General features: G+C 71.8%; 17 protein-coding genes, 1 tRNA gene and 1 pseudogene. 11 read left to right on the forward strand and 8 right to left on the reverse strand.

The window, feature by feature from the left end:
* Window positions 1-97 precede the first annotated feature (97 nt).
* Together ACQP17_RS15670 and ACQP17_RS15675 are read left to right on the forward strand one after the other, a co-directional pair.
* Window positions 98-691, forward strand: a pseudogene (locus ACQP17_RS15670) (N-acetyltransferase family protein); the annotation flags it as partial.
* 1,328 nt (window positions 692-2,019) lie between these two features.
* Window positions 2,020-2,517, forward strand: coding sequence for a MarR family winged helix-turn-helix transcriptional regulator (locus tag ACQP17_RS15675; RefSeq protein ID WP_364882699.1), 498 nt, complete (start codon window positions 2,020-2,022; stop codon window positions 2,515-2,517).
* Between the two features lie 226 nt (window positions 2,518-2,743).
* Here ACQP17_RS15675 and ACQP17_RS15680 read toward each other — a convergent pair whose 3' ends face one another.
* The gene (locus ACQP17_RS15680; RefSeq protein ID WP_433856874.1) at window positions 2,744-4,270 is read right to left on the reverse strand and encodes an MFS transporter; all 1,527 of its coding nucleotides are present in this window, start codon (window positions 4,268-4,270) and stop codon (window positions 2,744-2,746) included.
* A 182-nt stretch (window positions 4,271-4,452) separates the two neighbouring features.
* Window positions 4,453-5,115: a TetR/AcrR family transcriptional regulator gene (locus ACQP17_RS15685; protein ID WP_433856875.1), complete on the reverse strand. Its 663-nt coding sequence runs from the start codon at window positions 5,113-5,115 to the stop codon at window positions 4,453-4,455.
* A 377-nt stretch (window positions 5,116-5,492) separates the two neighbouring features.
* Between ACQP17_RS15685 and ACQP17_RS15690 the strand changes: the two genes are divergently transcribed.
* Window positions 5,493-6,740: a M6 family metalloprotease domain-containing protein gene (locus ACQP17_RS15690; protein WP_433856876.1), complete on the forward strand. Its 1,248-nt coding sequence runs from the start codon at window positions 5,493-5,495 to the stop codon at window positions 6,738-6,740.
* Window positions 6,741-6,789: 49 nt separating this feature from the next.
* Here the strand turns inward: ACQP17_RS15690 and ACQP17_RS15695 are convergent, their stop codons facing one another.
* The gene (locus ACQP17_RS15695) at window positions 6,790-7,437 is read right to left on the reverse strand and encodes a TetR family transcriptional regulator (protein ID WP_433856877.1); all 648 of its coding nucleotides are present in this window, start codon (window positions 7,435-7,437) and stop codon (window positions 6,790-6,792) included.
* Between the two features lie 103 nt (window positions 7,438-7,540).
* Between ACQP17_RS15695 and ACQP17_RS15700 the strand changes: the two genes are divergently transcribed.
* From ACQP17_RS15700 to recQ, 4 genes are all read left to right on the forward strand, one after another.
* Window positions 7,541-7,705: a hypothetical protein gene (locus ACQP17_RS15700; protein ID WP_189101665.1), complete on the forward strand. Its 165-nt coding sequence runs from the start codon at window positions 7,541-7,543 to the stop codon at window positions 7,703-7,705.
* The gene (locus tag ACQP17_RS15705; protein WP_433856878.1) at window positions 7,702-8,025 is read left to right on the forward strand and encodes a hypothetical protein; all 324 of its coding nucleotides are present in this window, start codon (window positions 7,702-7,704) and stop codon (window positions 8,023-8,025) included. Before ACQP17_RS15700 ends, ACQP17_RS15705 begins: the two co-directional genes overlap by 4 nt.
* Before the next feature lie 265 nt (window positions 8,026-8,290).
* Window positions 8,291-8,363: transfer RNA gene (locus ACQP17_RS15710), tRNA-Arg, on the forward strand.
* 457 nt (window positions 8,364-8,820) lie between these two features.
* Window positions 8,821-10,872: a DNA helicase RecQ gene (recQ, locus tag ACQP17_RS15715; protein WP_433856879.1), complete on the forward strand. Its 2,052-nt coding sequence runs from the start codon at window positions 8,821-8,823 to the stop codon at window positions 10,870-10,872.
* A gap of 41 nt (window positions 10,873-10,913) precedes the next feature.
* On the opposite strand, the gene ACQP17_RS15720 is transcribed toward recQ, so the two are convergent.
* The gene (locus ACQP17_RS15720) at window positions 10,914-12,182 is read right to left on the reverse strand and encodes a sensor histidine kinase (RefSeq protein WP_433856880.1); all 1,269 of its coding nucleotides are present in this window, start codon (window positions 12,180-12,182) and stop codon (window positions 10,914-10,916) included.
* A complete protein-coding gene (locus tag ACQP17_RS15725; protein ID WP_433856881.1) occupies window positions 12,179-12,847 on the reverse strand; it encodes a hypothetical protein in 669 nt (222 codons plus the stop codon). Before ACQP17_RS15725 ends, ACQP17_RS15720 begins: the two co-directional genes overlap by 4 nt.
* Window positions 12,848-13,199: 352 nt before the next feature.
* Between ACQP17_RS15725 and ACQP17_RS15730 the strand changes: the two genes are divergently transcribed.
* The gene (locus ACQP17_RS15730; protein ID WP_433856882.1) at window positions 13,200-13,484 is read left to right on the forward strand and encodes a hypothetical protein; all 285 of its coding nucleotides are present in this window, start codon (window positions 13,200-13,202) and stop codon (window positions 13,482-13,484) included.
* Between the two features lie 42 nt (window positions 13,485-13,526).
* Here ACQP17_RS15730 and ACQP17_RS15735 read toward each other — a convergent pair whose 3' ends face one another.
* The 3 genes from ACQP17_RS15735 to ACQP17_RS15745 all read right to left on the reverse strand — a co-directional run bounded on the left by ACQP17_RS15735 (window position 13,527) and on the right by ACQP17_RS15745 (window position 19,117).
* The gene (locus ACQP17_RS15735) at window positions 13,527-14,351 is read right to left on the reverse strand and encodes an isocitrate lyase/PEP mutase family protein (protein WP_433856883.1); all 825 of its coding nucleotides are present in this window, start codon (window positions 14,349-14,351) and stop codon (window positions 13,527-13,529) included.
* Window positions 14,352-14,552: 201 nt separating this feature from the next.
* Window positions 14,553-15,971, reverse strand: a complete 1,419-nt coding sequence (locus ACQP17_RS15740) for a glycosyltransferase family 39 protein (protein ID WP_433859915.1) — start codon at window positions 15,969-15,971, stop codon at window positions 14,553-14,555.
* A 275-nt stretch (window positions 15,972-16,246) separates the two neighbouring features.
* Window positions 16,247-19,117: a D-alanyl-D-alanine carboxypeptidase gene (locus ACQP17_RS15745; protein ID WP_433856884.1), complete on the reverse strand. Its 2,871-nt coding sequence runs from the start codon at window positions 19,115-19,117 to the stop codon at window positions 16,247-16,249.
* 241 nt (window positions 19,118-19,358) lie between these two features.
* Here ACQP17_RS15745 and ACQP17_RS15750 point away from each other — a divergent pair, with 241 nt between their 5' ends.
* From ACQP17_RS15750 to ACQP17_RS15760, 3 genes are all read left to right on the forward strand, one after another.
* Window positions 19,359-20,120: a GOLPH3/VPS74 family protein gene (locus tag ACQP17_RS15750; protein ID WP_433856885.1), complete on the forward strand. Its 762-nt coding sequence runs from the start codon at window positions 19,359-19,361 to the stop codon at window positions 20,118-20,120.
* Window positions 20,121-20,435: 315 nt separating this feature from the next.
* Window positions 20,436-21,299: a helix-turn-helix domain-containing protein gene (locus tag ACQP17_RS15755; protein WP_364882659.1), complete on the forward strand. Its 864-nt coding sequence runs from the start codon at window positions 20,436-20,438 to the stop codon at window positions 21,297-21,299.
* Between the two features lie 168 nt (window positions 21,300-21,467).
* A complete protein-coding gene (locus tag ACQP17_RS15760; RefSeq protein WP_364882656.1) occupies window positions 21,468-21,677 on the forward strand; it encodes a DUF397 domain-containing protein in 210 nt (69 codons plus the stop codon).
* Window positions 21,678-21,769 lie beyond the last annotated feature (92 nt).

Genomic DNA, 21,769 nt, shown 5'->3' on the forward strand with positions numbered 1-21,769 from the left:
CGAAGGAAACAACGGCTGGAATCCGGACAGAATTCCCACCGAGCCCCGCTATTTTTCTGATCATGCAGTACCCTGCGGGGCCATCCAGGGAGGCCACATGCCGTGGGGACAAGGGGAAGCGCAGGTCAGAGCGGGCACCGAGGCGGACCTTCCGGCCCTTACCGATCTTTACCATCACTACATCCGCGAGACCTGCATCACGTTCGACACGGAACCCTTCACCCCCGAACAGCGCCGTCCGTGGTTGCTCTCCCACCCCCAAGACGGCCCGCACCGGCTTCTGGTTGCCCAGGAGCCGACAGAACGGACGAAAAACCCACACAACGGGCCCCCGGACGGCTCCCGCGGCGACCTCGCGGCCACCGGCGGCGGACCCCCGGGAGACGCCCTGCTCGGTTACGCCACCAGCAGCGCGTTCCGTCCGAAGGCCGCCTACGCCCCCTCCGTCGAGGTCACCGTCCACTGCGCGCCGCACGCCGTCGGCCGCGGCATCGGCACGCTGCTGTACGAGGCCCTGTTCGAGGCGCTGGCCGGTGAGGACGTCCACCGCGCCTATGCCGGGATCACCCGGCCGAACGCGGCCTCCACCGCCCTCCACACCCGTTTCGGCTTCCGGCACCTCGGCACGTACACGGAGGTGGGCCGCAAGTTCGGCCGCTACTGGGACGTGGCCTGGCACCAGAAGGACCTGGACCGAACCGGGCGGAGCGCCGGTCACCGGCGCACGAGGCCCGTGGGGCCACCCGCCGCTCCGGTTGACGGGGACGCCCCCCGGGTGTCGCCTGGACAGGAAGGCTGCGGGGGCGACCGAGAGGAGCCCGTCATGGACCGGATCGCTCGGCGGCACGGCGCACGGGCCGCCCGCTCGCACGGCACCGTGGAGACCGAACACGGCGCGACGCCCCAGGCCACCGGCCGGACCGGCTCCCCACTACGGGCCCCGGGACGGGCCGGGATGGCGGGGATGGCCGGGCGCATCCCGGCGAAGGTGGCGCTGCCGATCATCACGGCACTCGCCTTCGGCCTCTTCACGATCTTCCGCACCCACACCGACGGCACCAAGGGCGGCCCGGCCATGCTGTACGGGCTGGCCGCGTTCGTGGTCTCCGGTGCGCTCGGGCTGGTGGTGGCCCACTTCCAGTCGTCCCTGCTCACCGAGACCCGGGCGATCGCCTACGGAGTGCTCTTCGGCGGCTCGCTGGGCTGGTGCTACAGCCTCGGCGGGGAAGCCATCCTCAAGTCGTGCGCCTTCGGGTTCACCATGGGCGCGGTGATGTTCGTCGTCTCGCTCTACGTCTTCCGCACCCACCGCGTCCGCGAGCCGCACGGCGAACACCGCCCCCACAAGACCCGCGGGTCCCACCGCCGTCACAGCCTCCCGGTCGCCACCCACTGAGCCACCGAGGCCACCCCCGCCGCCTCCCCCAGGCACTCCCCGCGCAGGAGCGCCGCGTCGTCCGCCGCCCTGCGGAGCGTGACCGGCGGCCACCCCGGCGCCCGGCCGACCGGCACCGGATAGGGATCGTCGACGTCGCAGGCCTGCGTGGCACCACCTCCGCCTCGAACCGCACCGGACGCCGACGACGACGGCCAACCGGGCTCAACCAACCGCCGAAAAGGGCAAGTTGAGGACTCCCGAACTCCCCCTCGGCGGGCGCTCGTTCAGCCGCACCCCTCGCCCGGCACGACCGGATCGCACCGCCCCGCCGAGCTGCCGCACCGCCACGAGACGCACTCGCCCGGACACGTTCCGCATCCGAACGGCCGCGTACGGTGCCCGGAATCGCGAAGCCAGGGCAGCAGGGTGAGAAAGCGCGCCGGGCACTACGGCCATCGCCGCTTTCCGGCGTCACACTGGGCAGTAGACCGATACGCGTGAACATTCAGGCATCGGCAATGATCAGTCGTCGGGAGTGATCAAACGCCGGGGCGCAGCCGGGCCGTTCGATCGCCGCGGAAATCCCCATACGATGTTGTTAAATCTTAAATAGCTCTCCGAGTGGTGAGAGAGTGGATGCTATGAGCAGCGAAGCCGCAGCCGAGCCGCACTGGCTCAGCGACGAGGAGCAATACGCCTGGCAGTGCTACCTCCACGCCACCACGCTCCTGGAGGACCACCTCGACCGCCAGCTGCAGCGCGACGCCGGAATGCCGCACGTCTACTACGGGCTGCTCGTCCAGCTCTCCCGCGCACCCCGCCGCCGGATGCGGATGACCGAGCTGGCCCAGAACGCCAAGATCACCCGCTCCCGCCTCTCCCACGCGATCGCCCGCCTGGAACGCAACGGCTGGGTGCGGCGGGAGAACTGCTCGTCCGACAAACGGGGCCAGAACGCCCACCTCACGGACGAGGGGATGCGGGTCCTGGAGAAGGCCGCCCCGGGTCATGTCGCAGCCGTACGCGCCGCGATCTTCGATCGGCTCTCCCCCGAGCAGGTCGCGCAACTGGCCGAGATCTGCCAGGTCATGACCGAGGGGCTGCAACCGAAAGGCGCCGACCTCCCCTGGCTCCGCTGACGAGTCGGCGGAGCCGGAAGAGGCCGGCACGTGTGGGGCGGCGCGGAGGCACTCCGGCCCGGGACGGCTCCGTACGCGAACGGGACGACCCCACTGACGTAGGAGCAAGGTAGGAATGCGGTAAGAGTGCACGGCCGGGGACATCGGGGCTGCGAACGCCCCCGACCGGACCACCCCATTCCTATGGGCCCACCGCACCCGGTACGCCGTCCCGCCCCCTACGGGATCAGTGCGCCATCACCGGAATCGGCACCTCGTCCTTGCCCGGCGCCACGCCCTCGCCGTCCTGCGACGAGGCCATCGGCGAACCGCCGCCGGGACGCCCGGCGTTGATGAAGGTGAAGGCGATCACACCCGCCAGGGCCAGGATGCCGACCGCCCACCAGATCGCGGTGGTGTAGCCGTGCACCATCGCCTGGAGCTTGAGCAGGTCGAGCGAGCGGGCACCGGCCGCGTGCGAGGTGGCGTACGCGGTGGTGGCACTGGCCGCGATGGTGTTCAGCAGGGCCGTACCGATCGCGCCGCCCACCTGCTGCGAGGTGTTGACCATCGCGGAGGCGACACCGGCGTCGCGCGGCTGGACACCGTGCGTGGCCAGCGACATGGCCGGCATGAACGCCGTACCCATGCCGAGGCCCATCAGCAGGAAGCCGGGCAGGATCAGCGCGGGGTAGGACGTGTCCAGGTCGATCTGGGTCAGCACCAGCATGCCGAGCGCGGCGACCGTGAAGCCGGGCGCCATCAGCAGCCGCGGCCGGACGCGGGTCATCAGCCGGGCGCCGATCTGCGTCGAGCCGGTGATCATGCCGACGATCATCGGGAGGAACGCCAGACCGGTCGTCACCGGGGTGTAGCCCTTCACGATCTGGAGGTAGTAGGTCAGGAAGAGGAACAGACCGAACATGCCGATCACGGCCAGGCCCAGCGAGGCGTAGATGCCGGCGCGGTTGCGGTCCGCGACCACCCGCAGGGGCAGCAGCGGCGCCTTCACCTTGGCCTCGACCAGCACGAACGTCAGGAGCAGCACGACGGCCGCGGCGAACAGGCCGAGCGTCGGGGCGGCCAGCCAGCCGTCGGACTCGGCGCGGGTGAAGCCGTAGACCAGCGAGACCAGGCCGAGGGTGGCCAGGATGACGCCGGGAACGTCCAGCCGGGAGGTGTTGCGGCTCTCCGCGGGCTCCCGGATGACCAGCAGGGCACCGGTCGCGGCGATCACCGCGAACGGGATGTTCACGAAGAACGTCCAGCGCCAGTTCATGTACTCGGTCAGCACCCCGCCGAGGATCAGGCCCACGGCGCCGCCGCCGCCCGCGATCGCGCCGAAGATGCCGAACGCCTTGGCGCGCTCCTTGGCCTCGGTGAAGGTCACGGCCAGCAGGGACAGCGCGGCCGGCGCCAGCAGCGCGCCGAAGACGCCCTGCAGTGCCCGCGCGCCCATCAGCATGGCCTGATCGGCGGCGGCCCCGCCGAGCCCGGAGGCGACGGCGAAGCCGATGAGTCCGGTGACGAAGGTCCGCTTGCGTCCCCACAGGTCGGCGATGCGCCCGCCGAACAGCAGCAGCCCGCCGAACGCCAGCGCGTAGGCGGTGATCACCCACTGCCGGTTGGCGTCGGTGATGCCGAGGTCGTGCTGGGCGGAGGGCAGCGCGATGTTCACGATGGTCGCGTCGAGCACGACCATCAGCTGGGCCAGCGCGATGAATATCAGCGCTTTCCAGCGCCGGGGGTCGACGTATGCGGGCGTTTCAGGCATGACGGGATCCACCTAGTGGTGCGGTGAGCGAACAAGAGCAAGCGCGTGGGCGGCGCACCGGGCGGCCGTCAGGACGCAGGGACGCACGAACGCGGAACGGGACGTAGGAGTGGACGGACGAGCGGGCCGGTGGGGCGGTGGGACGGGCGGGACGTGGGAGGTGTGACGGCGTGTGGGCCGGGCTACGAGCGGCGCCGGAGGTCTTCCAAGGTCGCCGCGGACCCGGGAAGCACGGAACGGGCGGGCGCCTGCAGACCGTCCAGGAACAGCTGCAGATGCCGGTGCACGAACTTGTCGAAGTCCATGCAGCCACTGCTCGGCAACGGCCTGGTCAGCTGGGTCAGCGCGACCATCAGATCGCCGACGGCGAGGTCCTCGCGCAGCTGACCGCTGTCGCGTGCGGCGCCCATGACGGCCTCGATGGCCGCCTCCAGACGATCACCCGCGGCGAGCAGGTCGGGGTGGTCGCGGTCCACGCCGTCGGAGAGCAGGGGGCACAGCGCCCCGATCCGCTCCTCCACTGCGGCGTGCACGAAGCGCCTCAGCGCTTGGAAAGCATCGGACTCCTCGGCAAGGGCGCTCTCCGCCTGGTCCGCGGTGCGGGACATGACGGACAGCGTGACGTGGTGGATCAACTCCAGGCGATCCGCGAAGTGACGATAGAGCGTCGCATTACCGACACCCGCGCGTCGAGCGATTTCATCGAGCGGGACCTCGGCCCCGAACTCGACCATCGTCTCGCGGGCGGCCGCGATGATCCGCTCCCGGTTGCGCAGGGCATCGGCCCGCAAACGGGGCTGCTGCCCCTCTGTCGCGGACTTCGCCCCAGCAGTGGTGGCGGCCACGGCGGCTCACTCCTCTCGTCTCATCTCTCAGCACGTCTCTCGACACGTCTCTTGACCACGCAGGTCTCGGACGTTCGGGCGGCCGGCTTGACCGGCTGACCGGACCGAAACCGGGGGTTTGCCCCCCGCTTCATCCGGACGCCTGGTTAAACGGGGAACCCCTCCCCGGATATTTCACACCCCGACGTGACCTGGACCACACCCCCGCCACGTCCCCACCCCAGCTCACCGGGACCGGCCCGGACCGCCTCCCCGCCCCACCCGCACCACCCCTCCCGGCCCGCCCTCCACACCGACCGACCCGTCCGGCCCCGCCATGACTCCGGTTGACGTAATCCCGCGCGCGAGCGATCACCCGGCGACACAAGGTGATCGGTATGAAGCACAAGGTTTCCGCGGTTCTGGCCGCAGGAGCGGTCACCGCAGCCGCGGCGATAGCCCTGGGCTCACCGCCCAGCGCCGTGGCCATACCCACCGGTCCCGGCGTCTCGCCGAGTGGCCCGTGTGCCCTGCGCGGCATCAGCGACGACGTCGCGGAATCCGCGGAGACCCCGACAGGTTTCGCCCGATCGTCCGGTCCCGTACGGGCGCTCACCCTCTTCATCGACTTCCCGGACGCGCACGCGACCCTCTCCCCCCAGGCTCGCTTCGCCGAGTTCTTCCCTGCCGCGACGGAGTATTTCCGCATCAGTTCCTACGGCAGGCTGACCTACCGCCCCATGCCGCTGTACCGGTGGATCCGGATGTCACGGCCGCTCGCGGCGTACGGCATCGGACGGGGCGCCAGCTTCGACCCGGCCTCGGACGGCGGCTACCACGCCCTGTCCCGGGAGCTGGTCCGCGCCGTCGACCCGCTCGTCGACTTCCGCAACTACGACGTCATCAACGTCATCGCCACCCCCAACGCGGGGCCGCCCGCGACCCGTACGGTCCTGTCGGTCACCTTCAGCGGTGGCGACATGGGGCTGCGGACCTCCGACGGGGTGCCGTTCCGGAACGCGTCCTTCATCTGGAGCCGGCAGACCGGGGCGAGCGCCTTCCGCGTCCTCAACCACGAGAACGCCCACAGCTTCGGCCTGCCCGACCTCTACTACACCGACGACCGCGACGACTCGCCCCCCGTGGGCCACTGGGATCCGATGGACGAGGACTGGGGGCCGAGCAACGACTTCGTCGGCTGGCACAAATGGAAGCTCGGCTGGCTCTCCGCCGGGCAGGTGCACTGCGCGCCCCGCCACGGGACGCCGGGCGAACACACCCTCACGCCCCTCTCCACCCCCGGCGGCACCAAGATCGTCGTCATCCCGACCTCCCCCCGCACCGCCCTGGTCGTCGAGGCCCGCATCCGCGGCCTGCTCGACCCGGCCGTCTGCCGGCCGGGCGTCCTCATCTACCGCGTCGCCACCCACGTCCCCTCGGGCCGCGGCCCGCTGCGCATCGTGGACGCCACCCCGCACAGCGGCGGCTGCTACCGGGACAACAAATACGTCGACCCGGAACTGACCGACGCGACCTTCGGCCCCGGCGAGACCTTCACCGACCGCGCCAGCGGCGCGGCCGTCACCGTCCTCACGCAGAACCCGGACGGGACCTACCGCGTACGCGTCACCCCGGCCCGCGACTGACGCCCCACCGCACACCACACTCCGCCGGGCCGCCCCCGTACCGGCCTTCTCACCGATCCCCCGACCGCTCCTCCCGCCAGTGCCGCCGACCGATGCTGATCAGCCGCAACTGCCGGCGGGCCCCCCGCACCACCCGCCCGGCCGCACCCTCCACGCCGTCCGCCTCGGCGTCGAGCAGCGCCGCGGCCGTCATCACCAGCCGGTCCACATACAGCTCCGCCAGCATCCGCACGTCGTCATCGCACCAGCCCTCCGACACCGGCTGCGTCTTCAGCGCCGCCGCGACCTCCTCCGCGAACCGGTCCAGCTCCCCCGCGATGGCCTGCCGAACGGCCCGTACGCCACCGTGCCGCTCCCGCGCCACGAACCGGATGTGCAGCGGATACCGGCGCACGTGCTGCTCGACGACCGCGACCGTCCGGTCGATCCGCTCCTCGGCCCCGTCCTGCTCGGCGAGGATCGCGCGCACCATCACGTGCAGGCTCCCCAGCGCCTCCTCGACCAGCGCGACACCCAGCTCCCCCATGTCGCGGAAGTGCCGGTAGAACGCGGTCGGGGCGATCCCCACCACCCGCGTCACCTCACGCAGCCCCAGGCTGCTCAGGCTCTGCTCCTCCAGCAGCCCCAGCGCCGCGTCGAGCAGCGCCTGACGGGTCTTCTGTTTCTGGGCCTGCCGCACTCCAAGACTGTGACTCATGTCATCCAGTAAACAACCGTTCTCCGAACTACTCCACTCCTGGACGGTCGTAGACTGAGGGAACTGAGTGAACAACTGTCCTCTGGAACCGGAAAGGAAGATCATGCTCTTCCTCGTCGCAGCCCTCCTCCTGATGGGGATCCTGCTGGGCACCGCGGCACACCTCCCCCTCCCCGTCACCCTCGTCGCGGCCGCCGTCATCGCCGGCTGGCTGCTCGTCTTCTTCCTCCGCGAACGCCGCCACCAGCACGAGGTGACCTCCCGATGACCACGCTCAGCGAAGCCGCCCGGACGCTTCCGTCCACCCCGGCCGCCGTGCCCCAGGCCCCGCACCGGCCCGCCTCCCGCCCCCGCTCCCACGCGGACGGCATGGCCGTGACCTCCTTCATCCTCGGCCTGCTCGGCACCCTGGTCCTCAACCTCCTCCTCGGCCCCTGCGCCCTGGTCCTCGGCGCCCTGGCCCTGGCCCGCGGCACCACCCGCCGCGGCCGCGCCCTCCTGGGCCTCACCCTCGGCGCCGCCGACCTCCTCCTCCTGGCCCTCCTCACCACCACGGACGGCACCCTCAGCTGGCACATCGGCGGCTGACCCGGAACGCACACCCCGCGCCCCACGGGCGCAACCGCAGGCACACACCGAGGGCGGCGGCCGCCCAACCGGCCACCGCCATCGGCACACCAGAACTCAACCAACCTGCCCCCGGCGCCACTTACCCCAGCCCGGCACCACGCCCACCCCGGCACCCCCTCCCCCACTCACCCCCAGCCCCTCCCAAGGCGCGCCCACCGACCTCCCCCAACAGAAGCAACCTCCAGCGCACCCATCGGCTACCCTGTCAGGGGTCTAGGCCCTTGCCTCCGTAGCTCAGGGGATAGAGCACCGCTCTCCTAAAGCGGGTGTCGCAGGTTCGAATCCTGCCGGGGGCACCGGTGGAAAAGGCCCCCAACCGTGCATGGTTGGGGGCCTTTGACATCCAGACATGACATCAACGGCGAGGGCCAACCGCGGTCTGGGCTCCTCTTGAGCAGCCGGTCCATGTGGCTGATGGCCTCGCGTTGAGCGTCCTGGGGCTCAGCTTTCGCGTTGCTGCACGTGGAAGTTCGACCAGGCCGGCCACGTTCCTGGTACGGCAGTCATCCAGGCGAGCTTCGCTTGCGCTTATTTGCCTCATCCGTTTGCCTCATCGGTCGGTTAGGCAGGTGAGAGCGACACAACCGAGCGGCGCATTGCCCACCGAGCGGCGTATTGCCCGCTTTGTTCGGTGGGCCTGGCCATTCCCATACCGACTCCGTGGCAGCGCCGCAGGCCGGGCCGGTGCCGGCTGCCGGGGCCGGTTGTCCACAGGGGCTACGGCGACCCCCTCGAAGCTCGTAGGCTTTCGGAATGGCTCTGGCGGACGTGGAAGTGGTCGTGGACATGGATGTGGAAGGCGCTTCGGAGGCAAGCGAGGCGGTGCAGGTGCTGCGCCGGGTGTTCGGCTATGAGGCGTTCCGCGGCAGTCAGCAGGAGATCATCGAGCACGTCACAGGGGGCGGGGACGCGGTCGTCCTGATGCCGACAGGCGGCGGAAAATCGCTGTGCTACCAGATCCCCTCCCTGGTCAGGGGCGGCGTGGGCGTGGTGATCTCGCCGCTGATCGCCTTGATGCAGGACCAGGTCGACGCCCTGCGGGCGCTCGGCGTGCGGGCCGGATTCCTCAATTCGACCCAGGATCTGGACGAGCGGCGGCTGGTCGAGGCGGAGTTCCTGTCCGGGGAGCTGGATCTGCTGTATCTGGCGCCCGAGCGGCTGCGGGTCGAGCAGACGCTCGGCCTGCTGGACCGCGGAAAGATCTCACTCTTCGCCATCGACGAGGCACACTGCGTCGCCCAGTGGGGCCATGACTTCCGGCCGGACTACCTGGCGCTGTCGATGCTGCACGAGCGCTGGCCCGAGGTACCGCGGATCGCCCTGACCGCCACCGCGACCGAGGCCACCCACACGGAGATCAGCTCCCGGCTGCGGATGGACAAGGCCCGCCATTTCGTGGCGAGCTTCGACCGGCCGAACATCCAGTACCGGATCGCGGCGAAGAGCGAGCCCAAGAAGCAGCTCCTGGAGCTGCTGCGCAGCGAGCACGCCGGCGACGCGGGCATCGTCTACTGCCTGTCGCGGGCCTCGGTGGAGAAGACCGCGCAGTTCCTGGTGGACAACGGCATCGCCGCGGTGCCGTATCACGCGGGCCTCGACCCCCGTACCCGTGCCGCGCACCAGTCCCGGTTCCTGCGCGAGGACGGGCTGGTCGTGGTCGCCACGATCGCCTTCGGCATGGGCATCGACAAACCGGACGTGCGGTTCGTGGCGCATCTGGACCTGCCCAAGTCGGTGGAGGGCTACTACCAGGAGACCGGGCGCGCCGGGCGCGACGGCCAGCCGTCCACGGCCTGGCTGGCCTACGGGCTGCAGGACGTGGTCCAGCAGCGGAAGATGATCGACGGCTCCGAGGGGGACGAGGCGCACCGGCGGCGGCTGTCGGCCCACCTCGACGCGATGCTGGCGCTGTGCGAGACGGTGGAGTGCCGCCGGGTGCGTCTGCTGGCCTACTTCGGGCAGGAGAGCACCGCCTGCGGCAACTGCGACACCTGCCTGGCCCCGCCGCAGACCTGGGACGGCACGGTGGCCGCGCAGAAGCTGCTGTCCACGATCGTCCGGCTGAAGCGGGAGCGCGGGCAGAAGTTCGGCGCCGGCCAGATCATCGACATCCTCCAGGGCAAGAAGACCGCCAAGGTCATCCAGTTCGACCACGACGGCCTGAGCGTGTTCGGAGTGGGCGACGACCTCAAGGAAGCCGAATGGCGCGGCGTCGTACGGCAGTTGCTGGCCCAGGGGCTGCTGGCCGTCGAGGGTGACTACGGCACGCTGGTGCTCACGGAGGCCAGCGCCGAGGTGCTGGGCGGCCGGCGTGAGGTGCCGATGCGCCGGGAGCCGGAGAAGCCGGCGCGGGCGGCCCGGGCGAAGGCGAAGGGCAAGCGGGCGGCGCCGGTGGATCTGCCGGCGGAGGCGGCGGCGGCCTTCGAGGCGCTGCGCGGCTGGCGGGGCGCCACGGCCAAGGAGCAGGGCGTCCCGGCGTATGTGATCTTCCACGACGCGACGCTGCGGGAGATCGCCACCCTCCGGCCCGCGACGACGGCCGAGCTGGGCTCGGTCAACGGCGTCGGCGAGAACAAGCTCGCGAAGTACGGCGCGCAGATCCTGGAGGTCCTGGCGGGCCGGGACCCGCACGAGGGCGCCGAGGACGGCGGGGGCGCCCCCGCCGGCGCCACGCCGCCCACCGAGGCCCCCGAGGCCCCCCGGGCCACCACGGCCCCCGCCGGCACCGGCACCGCCAGCGCCCACCTGCCCCCCGAGCCCGAGGACGAGGACCTCCCGGAGCCGCCGGACGACATCGACTGGTGAGGATCGACCAGTGACGCGCCACCGTCCCCGGTGGCGTGACCTCATTCGACGACGGCGCTCCGCGGCAGCCGCAGCAGGGTGCGGGCGCCGCCGTCGGGGGCGTTGGTGAAGCGGACGTCGATGCCCAGCACGGCGGAGTGGCCGACGGCGATGGTCAGGCCCAGCCCGTGCCCCCGGCCGCGGCCCGGGGCGTCGGTGCGGAAGCGCTGCGGGCCGTGGTGCAGCAGGTCGGCCGGGTAGCCGGGCCCGTGATCGCGTACCTCGATGGTGGGCCGAGGCCCGGCCGCGGCGTCCACGGTGACGACGACCGGGGCCCGGCCGTGCCGGTGGGCGTTGATGACGAGGTTGGCCAGGATGCGGTCCAGGCGGCGCCGGTCGGTCTCCACGACCGCGTCGGCGGCGATCCGTACCTCGGTGTCGAGGGCGGTGGCGGCGACACAGCGGCGGACCAGGTCCCCCAGGTCGTAGGCGGAGAGGTCCGCGTGCTCGGCGCCCGAGTCGAGCCGGGAGATCTCCAGCAGGTCCTCGGTGAGCCGGCGCAGCGCCCGCAGCCGGTCGTTGATCATTTCCTTGGGGCGGCCCTCCGGCAGCAGCTCGGCCGAGGCGAGGATGCCGGTCAGCGGCGTGCGCAGCTCGTGCGCGACATCGGCGGTGAAGCGCTGCTCGGCCTGCAGACGGCTCTGCAGCGAGCCGGCCACCGAGTCCAGCGCGGCCGCCACCGCCGCCACCTCGTCCTGGCCCGCCCGGCCGCCCGGCCCCCGGTCGGCTCCGTCGCCGACCCGGGCGTCCAGGTCCCCCGCGGTGATCCGGCGGGCGACCGCCGCGGTGGTGCCCAGCCGCCGGCTGATGCGCTGCGCCAGGAACAGCCCGGCCAGGGCGACGGTCGTGGCGGCGAGCACGGCCGAGCCGAGGATGGCGGTGTCGAAGTTGTCCAGCGAGCGGTGGACCGTGCCGTAGGGCGTCCACACGGCCATGACCTGGCCGTCGGCCGGCGCCGCCGCCCACATGACGGAGCGGCCGTGGTAGCTCCCGACCATGGTGCCGTGCCGGCCGGAGCGCGCCAGCCGGCGCAGCGGCGCGGGCAGTTCGGGCGGGTCGAGCAGCGAGTTGAGTCCCTCACGGGAGGTGCCGTACTCGAACAGGTTCAGGGCGGTGTCCAGGTTCGCGCGGGCCTCCTTGCGTACCTGGCCGACCGTCTGACGGGCCACCGCGTTGTGCACGAGCACCCCGAGGACGGCGGCGACCGCGCAGCTCACCGCCATCACGGTCAGCGCGATCTTCCAGCGGAGGGAGACCGCCGGCGGCCTCACGGGCTGCCGCCGACGGCCTGCGGGGTCTGCGGGGTGCGGGCGTCGTCGAGGGTGAGGTTCCACAGGTCCATCTCGTGGCCGTCCCAGACGTAGTCGGTGACGCTGACGTAGCGCGGGTCCTTGGTGGGCTCGCGGACCGCGAGATGACCCGCCGCCAGCTCGACCCCGGCCAGGACCCCGCGCAGCACGAGGATCCGGGTCACCACCGTCTTGCGGACGGCGTAGACCCGCAGTTCGCTGCTGCGCGGGCCGAGGTTGACGGCCATCAGCAGATCGGGCTTGCCGTCGTCCGTGAGGTCGTGCAGCACCGGAGGGCGGACCGCGCTCGGGGCGGGCGGGGTCCGGCCCTGCGCGGCGATGTCCGCGTCCAGGACGGCGAGCGGGTTCGCGGCGGCCATGCTGCCGCCCGGGATCCGCGGGACGCCGGGGACGGGCACCAGTACCGCCGGATTCTCGTTGCGGCTGGGCGGGGCGGGCGAGTAGCCGGGCCACAGCACCAGCGGCGCGTCCACGTCCCTGGCGCGCCCCTCGCTCTGCAGTCCCTCCAGGTTCGTGCAGCCGGTGACGAGGGCGAGGGCGGCGACGGCGGCCGCGGCGACGGTGCGCGGGGTCGGGGCGGCCCCGGGGCGGGAGGCCGGCGCCGTGCGTGCTCGCAGCCGTCGCATCTCGTCGCCACCGCCTTCGCCGTCTCGCCGCCTCACCACACCGCCGCCCTGCCGCACCGGACCGGGCGCCCGGACGATCACCGCAGCGGCAATTCATCGGATATGCGGACGTAGCCCTGCATCACGCTATCCAAGGTGGCGTCGAGCGGAATCTCCGGATCGGCCATTGCGTGGCTCCCCGGGGCTTTTGCGGCCGTCGACTGGGCCGAACGGGCGAGGTCTTCACAGGACCGATCCCAGAGATCTTGCCGACTGTTACACAACCTACGGATTGCCGTTAAGGACGCTCCGTACCGTGCTCCCTGTACCTGCCCCCAGGGCGGCCGCGAGCTGCCCACGACGAGGAGTACCCATGCGGGCCCAGTACCGCTCCATGATCCGTACCGCCGCCGTCGCGACCGGCGCGCTGGCCGTCCTGCTGCTTCCCGCGGGCGCCGCCTCCGCCGCCGACTCCACCGCACCCACGGAGAGCCGGACCTCGATCATGCTGCCCGACAACGGGCTGGCCGGGCTGGCCGAGAAGGCCGGCCATCTGCCCAAGGCGGGTCTGCTCGGCGGCGTGGGCGCGCTCGGCGTGGCCGGCGCCGCCACCGCCCTGCACCGCCGTCGCGGCGGAACCCGGGGCCGGCAGGCCTGAGCCGCCGCCCCAGCACACCCGGAGCCCCCGCCTCCCCGCGGGCTACTCCTCCCCCACCAGGCGCTGCACCTCCTGGTACCCCATCGCCTCGCCCACCGCGTCCTCCGGGCGCCGGGCCGTCCGCAGGGCGTCCGCCGCCGTGAGGGTGGCCTGCAGGGCCGTGCGGAAGAGCAGTGAGCCGGTGCTGATGCGGCGCACCCCCAGCTCCCCCAGACGGCTGACGGTGTGCCGCCCCGGCGCGAAGAGGATGTTCAGCGGGGCGGGGATCTCGGCGGCCAGCACCGACACGTCCTCGTCGGCGGTGACCCCCGGCACGAAGATGCCGTCCGCGCCCGCCGCGAGATAGCTCTCGGCCCGGGCGAGCGTCGCCGACAGCGGCGGCGGGGCGTCCACCAGCCAGTGGGTGTCGACCCGGGCGTTGAGGAACAGGCCCGGCGCACGCTCCTTCAGCGCGCTGATCAACTCCGCCTGGCGGACCGGGTCCTGCAGACCCCCGCCGCCCGGAAGCCCGTCCTCCAGATTCAGCCCCGCGGCCCCGGCCTCCGCCAACTCACCCGCCAGATCGGCCACTTGCCCGACGTCGCCGCCGAATCCCCCCTCGATGTCGACGGTGTACGGGCAGGCCAGTCGGCCCGAGAGCCGCCGCGCCAGGGCCAGCGTCGCCTCCCGGACCTCGGGGCGGGCCTCCCCGTCCGGACAGCCCAGCGCCGCGGCGACGCCCAGGCTCGTCGTGCCGACCGCCGCGTACCCGGCCCCGGCGAGCGCGAGGGCCGAGGTGACGTCCCAGGCGTTGGGCAGCAGCAGCGGCTGATCGGCGTGGTGCAGCGCGTGGAAGTGGAAGGTGGCGTACTCCGGGGAGGTACTCATACGGGCACCGTAGGCCGCAGGCCCTTCGATCGGCGCCGAAGACTCGCGGCGGACACCGGAGTGATGACCACTCCGGCGTACATCGCCGCGCCCGCCCGGGGGGCCGCACCGCCCGCGGCCCCTCCCGGGAGAGCGGCCCGCCGGGGCCCCGGACGGCGATCCGCCCGGCCCGCACGACGGGCCCCGGGCCTCCTGCCGCCGCTACCCGCCTCCCTGGCACGTCCCCGGCCGCCCGTACAGCGTGATCCGGGCGCCCCGGACCTCCGTGCTGCGGCAGACCGTGAACGCGTCGTGCAGCGTGGCCCGTTTGGCCAGCTCCTGGTCGTTGTCGTCGTCCGTCGCCCCGTCCGGGTCGCTGGCGACGACGATCCGGCGGGCGGCCAGCATCCGTGCGCGGACCGCGTCGCCGGACCGCTCGGTGCCGTAGAGGGTGTGCGAGGCCCGCGGGCTCTGCGCCAGCGCGAGATCGCGCAGCCCCCGGAAGTCGTGCGGCTGGGTCGCGCGCCAGATCCGCCGCCGGGCGGGCATGAACAGCAGCCCGTCGCCGGGCTCGGACATCGCCCGCACCTCCCGGGCGACGGCGGTGACATCGTCGACCCGGCTGTCCGGGCTGCGCAGATGGACGTCCACGGGCAGCAGCGCCGTCACCACCAGCGCCACCGCCAGCGTCCGGCGCAGCCGCCGGCCCCGGGTCTGGCCCCGTTCACCGGCCGGCCGCAGCAGCCGGGCCAGCGCCGCGCCCGCCAGCAGCGCGAACCCGACGACGTAGTAGAGGACGTAGCGGTCCACATAGGCCGGTTCGACGTGGGAGAGGAGCAGCAGCAGGAGGGTGGGGAGCAGCAGCAGCGGGATGCCCACGGCGCGCAGGCCGATCGGACCGCGGGAGCGGATCGGGACGCGGGCGCAGGCCAGGCCGCCGACCGCCAGCACGGCGAAGGTCAGCAGCTGGACGGGGTCGGGCCACATGAGCCAGCTGATCTGCGCCGACTGCCGGGTGCTGAAGACGGCGAGCGGCGCCAGGCAGCCGAGGACGGTCGCCGCGCACAGCAGCCAGGTGCGCAGGACGCGACGGGGCAGCCGGGCCAGGACCACCGCGGCGCCGTGCGCGGGCAGCGCCAGCGAGGCGAACTCGTGCAGCAGACAGGCGAACAGCATCAGCGCCGTGTAGCCGAACCAGAGCCGGCGGCGCGGGCGCGCGCCGGCCAGGACGAGCAGATAGCCGGCCCAGACGACCAGCGCGCAGACCGTGGCGTACGAGCGGCCCTCCTGCGCGTACTGCTGCACGACGGGGATCAGCGCGAAGGTCAGGCCCGCCAGCAGCCCCGCCCGCCGGCCGACCAGGCGCTGCCCCAGCAGGGCGACCCCCGCGGCGGCCGCCGTCATCGCGGCCACCGACGGCAGCCGCAGGCCGATGACGGCGCCGAGCGCATCGCCGAGGGTGGCGTCGTAGACCAGGAACCAGCAGTGCATCAGCGCGTAGTAGAGGCCGTGGACGACATCGACCTGCTGGAGCGTGGGCCACAGCTCGGCGAGGCCACGGTGCGCCATGTCGTAGGTGACGGCCTCGTCCCGCCAGACGGCGTCCTGGCGGCGGATACCCCAGGCGCCCAGAAACAGCATCAGCCCGGAGGGCACCAGCACCACCGCGCCGTGTGCCAGCCACGCGCCGCGGACGGCCACGGCGGGCGCGTAGGTCTTCTGTGCTTGCGCTACGTCGATGACGGACTCCGGTCACGCACGGGACGGACGGACAGACAGTCAGAAAGACAGGCTCACGAGCAGCGGACGGGCCCGTGTCGGCCCGGGGATGAGGTGGTGGGCCGGGTGGGCTCGCGGGCAGCGCGGCCGGGTACTCCGGGGGCTCCGGGCCGGCCGCCCGGAGCCCCCGGCGGCACTCACCCGATGCGGACCAGCTTCGCGCCGAAGCCCGGCTCGACGAGGTCCTTCTGCAGGGCGACCGGCACCTTCTGCATGCTCTGGCCGTTGCCGACGGTCAGCATCCCGACCTCGGTACCGGCCTTCGCGGTGTGCGGGACGGTCTTGCCGCCGTCGCCGACGCTCAACTCCAGCTTCTGGCCCGGGACTCCGACCGCCTTCAGGTCCTTGGTGGCGACGACCGGCGTGCGCCCGTTCAGACCGTCGTCGACGTACCCGACGACCTGGCCCTTCTTCACCGCCGTGGCCGAGGTCAGCGCGTCGCGCACGGCCTCGATGACCTTCTGGCTGTTGTTCTTGACCAGGGTGAGGCTGTTGGAGCCGTTGGGGTCCAGCCCCTTGAAGTGCTGGTCCATCATCGTGCCCAGTATCAACCGGTCCTTGCCGTCGACGGTCTTGTAGGCCGCCCAGGACAGCGCGCCGCCGGCCGCCGTACTGGAGCCGGTCTTGATGCCCTTGATGCTCAGGCCTGCCAGCAGCAGGTTGTCGATGTTGCTGTTGATCCGCTCCGGCAGGCCCGGGATGTCGGCGTTGGTCATGGCGACGATCGGCCGGAAGGCGTCGAACTTCATCACGGCCTCGGCCAGCTTGAGCTGGTCGACCGCGGTGCTGACGGTCTTGGGATCCAGGCCACTGGGGTCGGTGTAGGTGGTGTTCTTCATGCCCAGGTCCTTGGCGGCCGTGTTCATCTTCTTGACGAACGCCGTCTCGTTGTCGGACTGGGTGTCCCAACGGCCCAGCAGCCGGGCGATGTTGTTGCCGGACGGGATCATCAGCATCTTGAGCATGTCCTGCTCGCTGAACTTCTGCCCGGCCTTCAGCCCCTCGATCCGGGACTCGTCCGTGGAGCCGCCCTCGGCCACCGCCTTGGCGTCGACCGTGATCTTCGGGCCCTTCTCGTCCTTCTTGAGCGGGTGGTCCCGGAGGATGACGTAGGCCGTCATGATCTTGGCCACGCTCGCGGTCGGCACCGGCTTCTGCGGGCCGAACGTCCCCAGGTCCCCGGAGCCCACCACCTTGATCGCGGCCTGCCCCTGCGCGGGCCACGGGATGGTGAGCTTGCCCCCCTCGAAGGTGAACGAGGACTTGGCGTCGCCGACGGTGAGCGTCGGGTTGGGCAGCGGGCGCACCGCCTGGGCCACCACGAACACGATCGCCAGCAGCACCGCCAGCGGGGTCCAGATCTTGAAGCGGCGGACGACCGTGCGCAGCGGCGTCTCGGTCGGCGGCGGGGTGTTGGTGAGCTGCGCCAGGAGGTCGAGCGGCGGCAGCGGCTCCTGCTTGGTCCGCTCCGAGTCGGTCAGCGCGGCGGGAGCGGGCGCGCCGGTGGCCTCCGTGGCGGACGGCGTCGCGCCGGTCCGGCCGGCCTGCCCGGGCGACGCGGCCGGCTTGGCTGCGGGCGGCGCACCGGGCGCCTTGGCCGCCGGCTTCTCCGGCGACTTCTGCCCGGGCTTCGCGGCCGCCTTGGCGTCCGCCTTGCTGTCCGTGGTGCCGGTGGACTTCGCGGCCGCCTCGTCCGAGGACGTGTCCGCGCCCTTGTCGGCAGACTTCTCCGGGTCCTGGTCCGCGGACTTCTCCGCAGCCTTGCCCTCGGCCTTGTCCCCCGCCTTGTCCCCCGTCTTGTCGGCGACCTTGTCGGGCGTACGGGCCGGTGTCTTGGGCGCCGTCTTGCCCAGCGACCTGCCCGCCGTACCGTCGTCCGTCGACTTCAGCGCCACGAACTGGCTGGTCCGCTCCGAGTCCCGCTCGGGCGCGCCCTTCGCCTTGCCGCCGGCGCCCTTCTCGGCGTCGCCGTCCTTCTTGGCGCCACCCTTGGCGTCGCCGCCCTTGGCGTCGCCGTCCTTCGCGGCACCGGACTCGCCGTCGCCGTCGGAGGTGTCCTTGGCGTCGGCCCGTGGCGTCGCCTTGGGGCCTGCCTCGGGGTCGGCCTTGGCGTCGGTCTTGCCGGTGCTCCCGGGCCTGGCCTTGGCCGCGTCCTCGTCCTCGTCCTTGGCCTTGGCCTGCGGGTTGATCTTGAACGCGGTGGTCGCCTGGTCGACGGACTCGGTCGCCGCGCCCTTCCCCTTCAGCTTCGCAATGGCAAACACCCGGGTCGCCTCGTCGGCCGGCGCCTCCTCGGCGTCACCGCCGTCGCCGTCGCCCGCGTCCTCGCCCTTCTCCGCCTTGCCGTCCGCACCGGCGGGCTCACCCTTCCGCGACCCGGTGGTCTTGAACACCGCGGTCGGCTGATCGACGGGCCCGGCCTGGCGCGGCAACGACGCGGCATCGGCCGCGGACTCACCCTCGGCCCCGGACTTCGTGTCCGGCTCCGGCTTTGCGTCTGCGCCGTCGGCAGCCTCGGCCCCGGCGTCGCCCTCGGCCTCTTCGTCGTCCGTCCCCGCCACCCAGGCGGCCACAGCGGCGCGGAGGCGGTCGTCGCCACCCCCACCGCCCCCATCGCCCTCAGCGGCCCCCTGAGACGCCTCAGCGGCCTCGGAGGCACCACTTCCTCCGGACACCTCGGACGAGTCCGCAGCCTCCCCCTCGGACGGCTCCACGGCCTTCGCGTCGCCCGCGGCCGCCGGCTTCCCGGCCTCCGGCTTCACGGACGCCGACTTCGCGGACTTCGGCTTCGATGCGTCCTTGGCCGCGGACTTCCCGCCGGCCGCGGACTGCGAGCCGTTCTTCGGACCGTCCTTCGGGCGCGCGTCTTCCCCCGCCCCCGATTCCTGCTGCTTCGCCGGCTCGTCCGGCTCTCGGCGGAAGGCGGACAGGCGCGGATCACGTTCGCTCCGCGCCGTCTCCCCCGACGACTGCTTCTTGTCCGACTTGTCGGGGGACTCGCCCGCCACCGATGTCTCCTTCATTTGTCGCACTGCCTGCCTTGGCCCAGTGTTTCCAAGTGTCCTGTGTATGCGCAGCACCATCTCGCCGCCACGCGTACCAGGACGCGTCACACCCCGCAGAAAGATGTCGCCGACGTGCAAGACGAGAACGACATACCTACCGGTTCCCTACCGAACCCCCCACGCACCCTCGACAGATGAATGTGAGAGGGGTCACCCTGTCACTCATCCACGCGGGGAGGCATGGATGGGCAGGAGCCGCAGAACAATTCCGGAGGAGCTTCTGCTGCTGGCTTTGGACCCGGCCACGGGCACCACAGCACAGCCGCAGTCGCTCGACCTCGGCCTGGCCGGGGCCCAGCTAGTAGAGCTGGCTCTGGCAGGACGGATAGCCCCAGACGGGGATCGTATCGCCGTGGTGATGGCACGGCCGACAGGAGATCCAACACTGGACTCCGCGCTCGAATTGCTGCGCCGACGCGGCAGTCCGGTGCGCGCGGTCCACTGGATCGGCGGGCCCCGACTCGGGCTGCGCCAGACCTACCTCACGCATCTCGAACGGTGCGGCATGGTGCATGCCGTGGCGGGCCAGATGTGCGGGGTGTTGCCGACGACGCGCTACCAGGCGACGGAGACGGCCATCAGCCGGGAGATCAGGACCCGGCTGGACAACGCGATCCGCACCGGCGTACCCCCGGACCCGCGGACCGCGGCGCTGGCCGCGCTGGCCCATGCGGTCGGGCTCGGCAAGCATCTGTACCCCGGGAACGAAGGGCGGTCATCGCGCTCCCGTCTCCGGGATCTGATCCGCCACGACCCGATGGGCGGGCTGGTCGCGCACGCCGTCATGGATGTGCAGAACGGCGTCGGGGCCCAGCCCCGCAGGCCGCAGGCCGCCGCCGTGGCGCCGGTGCGGCAACCGGCGGCCCGGGCCACCGCGGAACCGGCCGGCGCGCCGGGCCAGTCGCGGCACGGTCACGGCAGGATGGCCCGGGTGGGCGCCCGCTGACCCCGGCGGACACCGTTCCGCACCACCGACAGCACCCATACAGGTAGTGCACGCGCACAGGTACCGCGCGCACCACCACCCCCACGATCCCGTTCGGGAGCCGCAGCACACGGCGCGGGGTGGCGGGCCGACCGATGTCACAAGCGGTCGGCCCGCCACCCCGCGCCTCTGTGTCCGCCCCGCCGCGCTTTACCGGTTCCGGCCCCAAATTTCCAGCCTGACCACCTTGTCCAGCCATTTGCCAGCGCGATGCGGACCGTTGGTGGCAGTCTGCTGAACAGAAAACAGCAGTACGGAGCCGGAGGTGCACTTAGCGTGGCGTCCAATGTCAACCCCACCGTCAGGCGACGCCGATTGGGCCAGGAGCTGCGCAGGCTGCGCGAGGCCAAAGGCATGACGGCAGAAGAAGTGGCGGACCGGCTGCTGGTCTCCCAGTCGAAGATCAGCCGCCTGGAGAACGGCCGCCGCAGCATCAGCCAGCGGGACGTACGCGATCTCTGCGGGGTCTACGAGGTGGCCGACCAGCACATGGTCGAATCTCTGATGCAAATGGCGAAGGAGTCCCGCCAGCAGGGCTGGTGGCACGCCTTCGGAAGCCTCTCGCCGAGCTACAGCGTCTACATCGGGCTGGAAGCCGACGCGCTCTCCGTGCGGAACTACGAGTCACTCCTGGTGCCCGGCCTGCTCCAGACGCCGGAGTACGCGGAGGCGGTGATCCGCGGGATGTGGCCGGAGGCCACCCCGGAAGACGTCGAGAGCCGGGTCGGCGTGCGCCTCAAGCGGCAGCAGCGGCTGCACGCCCCCGAGGCCCCGCTCCGCTTCTGGGCCGTGATCGACGAGTCGGCCACCCGCCGCGTCGTCGGGGACCGCCGCACGATGCGCGAACAGCTGGAGCGGCTCGTCGAGTTGAGCCTGCTGCCCCACGTCACGCTCCAGGTGGTGCCGTACTCGGTGGGTTCCCACCCCGGAATGACCGGGACGTTCTCCATCCTGGAGTTCGACGACCCCTCGGACTCGACCACGGTCTATCTGGAGGGCGTCACCAGCGACCTCTACCTGGAGAAGCACGGGGACGTGCACAAGTACGGGATCATGTACGAACATCTCCGGGCCCAAGCACTGAATGCGGACGAGACACGCAAATTCATCTCAGATGTGGCCAAGGAGTACGCGGCCTGATCCGGCGGGCCGGAAAGTACACCACCACCGTACTGCGAAGGAAGAGCCCTCCGGCATATGTCATCCGGTCGAGTGAGCGGCTCCTCCCGTTAGCGATGTTGGAGCGTAGCGTCATCAGCACCCCGAGAAGTCACCACTTCTCGCCCACCTGAACGCACGGGAGTGCAAATGACGAGGAATCTCAACACCGATCTGATGTGGCGGAAGTCGTCATACTCGGGTAAGGACGGAAATTGCGTCGAGGTGGCCCGTGTGGCCGACTCCGTTGTCGGCGTGCGTGACAGCAAGGCCGCCCACGGACCGGTTCTCTCCTTCTCCGCGCAGGCATGGACGGCCCTGCTGTCGGATATCGACCACGGACGCCTTGGCAGCGCCTGACACGCTTCTCGCCCGCGTCACGATACGAGCCCTCTCGACTGGTCCGCCGTCCTGGCCGAGGGGGCTCAGCCTCGCCCGTCGCGCCGCCCCGC

Source organism: Streptomyces kronopolitis, assembly GCF_050953795.1.
GTDB classification, from domain to species: Bacteria; Actinomycetota; Actinomycetes; order Streptomycetales; family Streptomycetaceae; genus Streptomyces; species Streptomyces kronopolitis_A.

What these genes read in the sequence shown, in the direction of transcription:
- ACQP17_RS15675 (WP_364882699.1), top strand. Translation starts at nt 2,020, where the DNA reads ATGAGCAGCGAAGCCGCAGCCGAGCCGCACTGGCTCAGCGACGAGGAG.
- ACQP17_RS15680 (WP_433856874.1), bottom strand. Translation starts at nt 4,270, where the DNA reads ATGCCTGAAACGCCCGCATACGTCGACCCCCGGCGCTGGAAAGCGCTG.
- ACQP17_RS15690 (WP_433856876.1), top strand. Translation starts at nt 5,493, where the DNA reads ATGAAGCACAAGGTTTCCGCGGTTCTGGCCGCAGGAGCGGTCACCGCA.
- ACQP17_RS15695 (WP_433856877.1), bottom strand. Translation starts at nt 7,437, where the DNA reads ATGAGTCACAGTCTTGGAGTGCGGCAGGCCCAGAAACAGAAGACCCGT.
- ACQP17_RS15700 (WP_189101665.1), top strand. Translation starts at nt 7,541, where the DNA reads ATGCTCTTCCTCGTCGCAGCCCTCCTCCTGATGGGGATCCTGCTGGGC.
- ACQP17_RS15705 (WP_433856878.1), top strand. Translation starts at nt 7,702, where the DNA reads ATGACCACGCTCAGCGAAGCCGCCCGGACGCTTCCGTCCACCCCGGCC.
- recQ (WP_433856879.1), top strand. Translation starts at nt 8,821, where the DNA reads ATGGCTCTGGCGGACGTGGAAGTGGTCGTGGACATGGATGTGGAAGGC.
- ACQP17_RS15725 (WP_433856881.1), bottom strand. Translation starts at nt 12,847, where the DNA reads ATGCGACGGCTGCGAGCACGCACGGCGCCGGCCTCCCGCCCCGGGGCC.
- ACQP17_RS15730 (WP_433856882.1), top strand. Translation starts at nt 13,200, where the DNA reads ATGCGGGCCCAGTACCGCTCCATGATCCGTACCGCCGCCGTCGCGACC.
- ACQP17_RS15735 (WP_433856883.1), bottom strand. Translation starts at nt 14,351, where the DNA reads ATGAGTACCTCCCCGGAGTACGCCACCTTCCACTTCCACGCGCTGCAC.
- ACQP17_RS15740 (WP_433859915.1), bottom strand. Translation starts at nt 15,971, where the DNA reads ATGCTGTTTCTGGGCGCCTGGGGTATCCGCCGCCAGGACGCCGTCTGG.
- ACQP17_RS15750 (WP_433856885.1), top strand. Translation starts at nt 19,359, where the DNA reads ATGGGCAGGAGCCGCAGAACAATTCCGGAGGAGCTTCTGCTGCTGGCT.
- ACQP17_RS15760 (WP_364882656.1), top strand. Translation starts at nt 21,468, where the DNA reads ATGACGAGGAATCTCAACACCGATCTGATGTGGCGGAAGTCGTCATAC.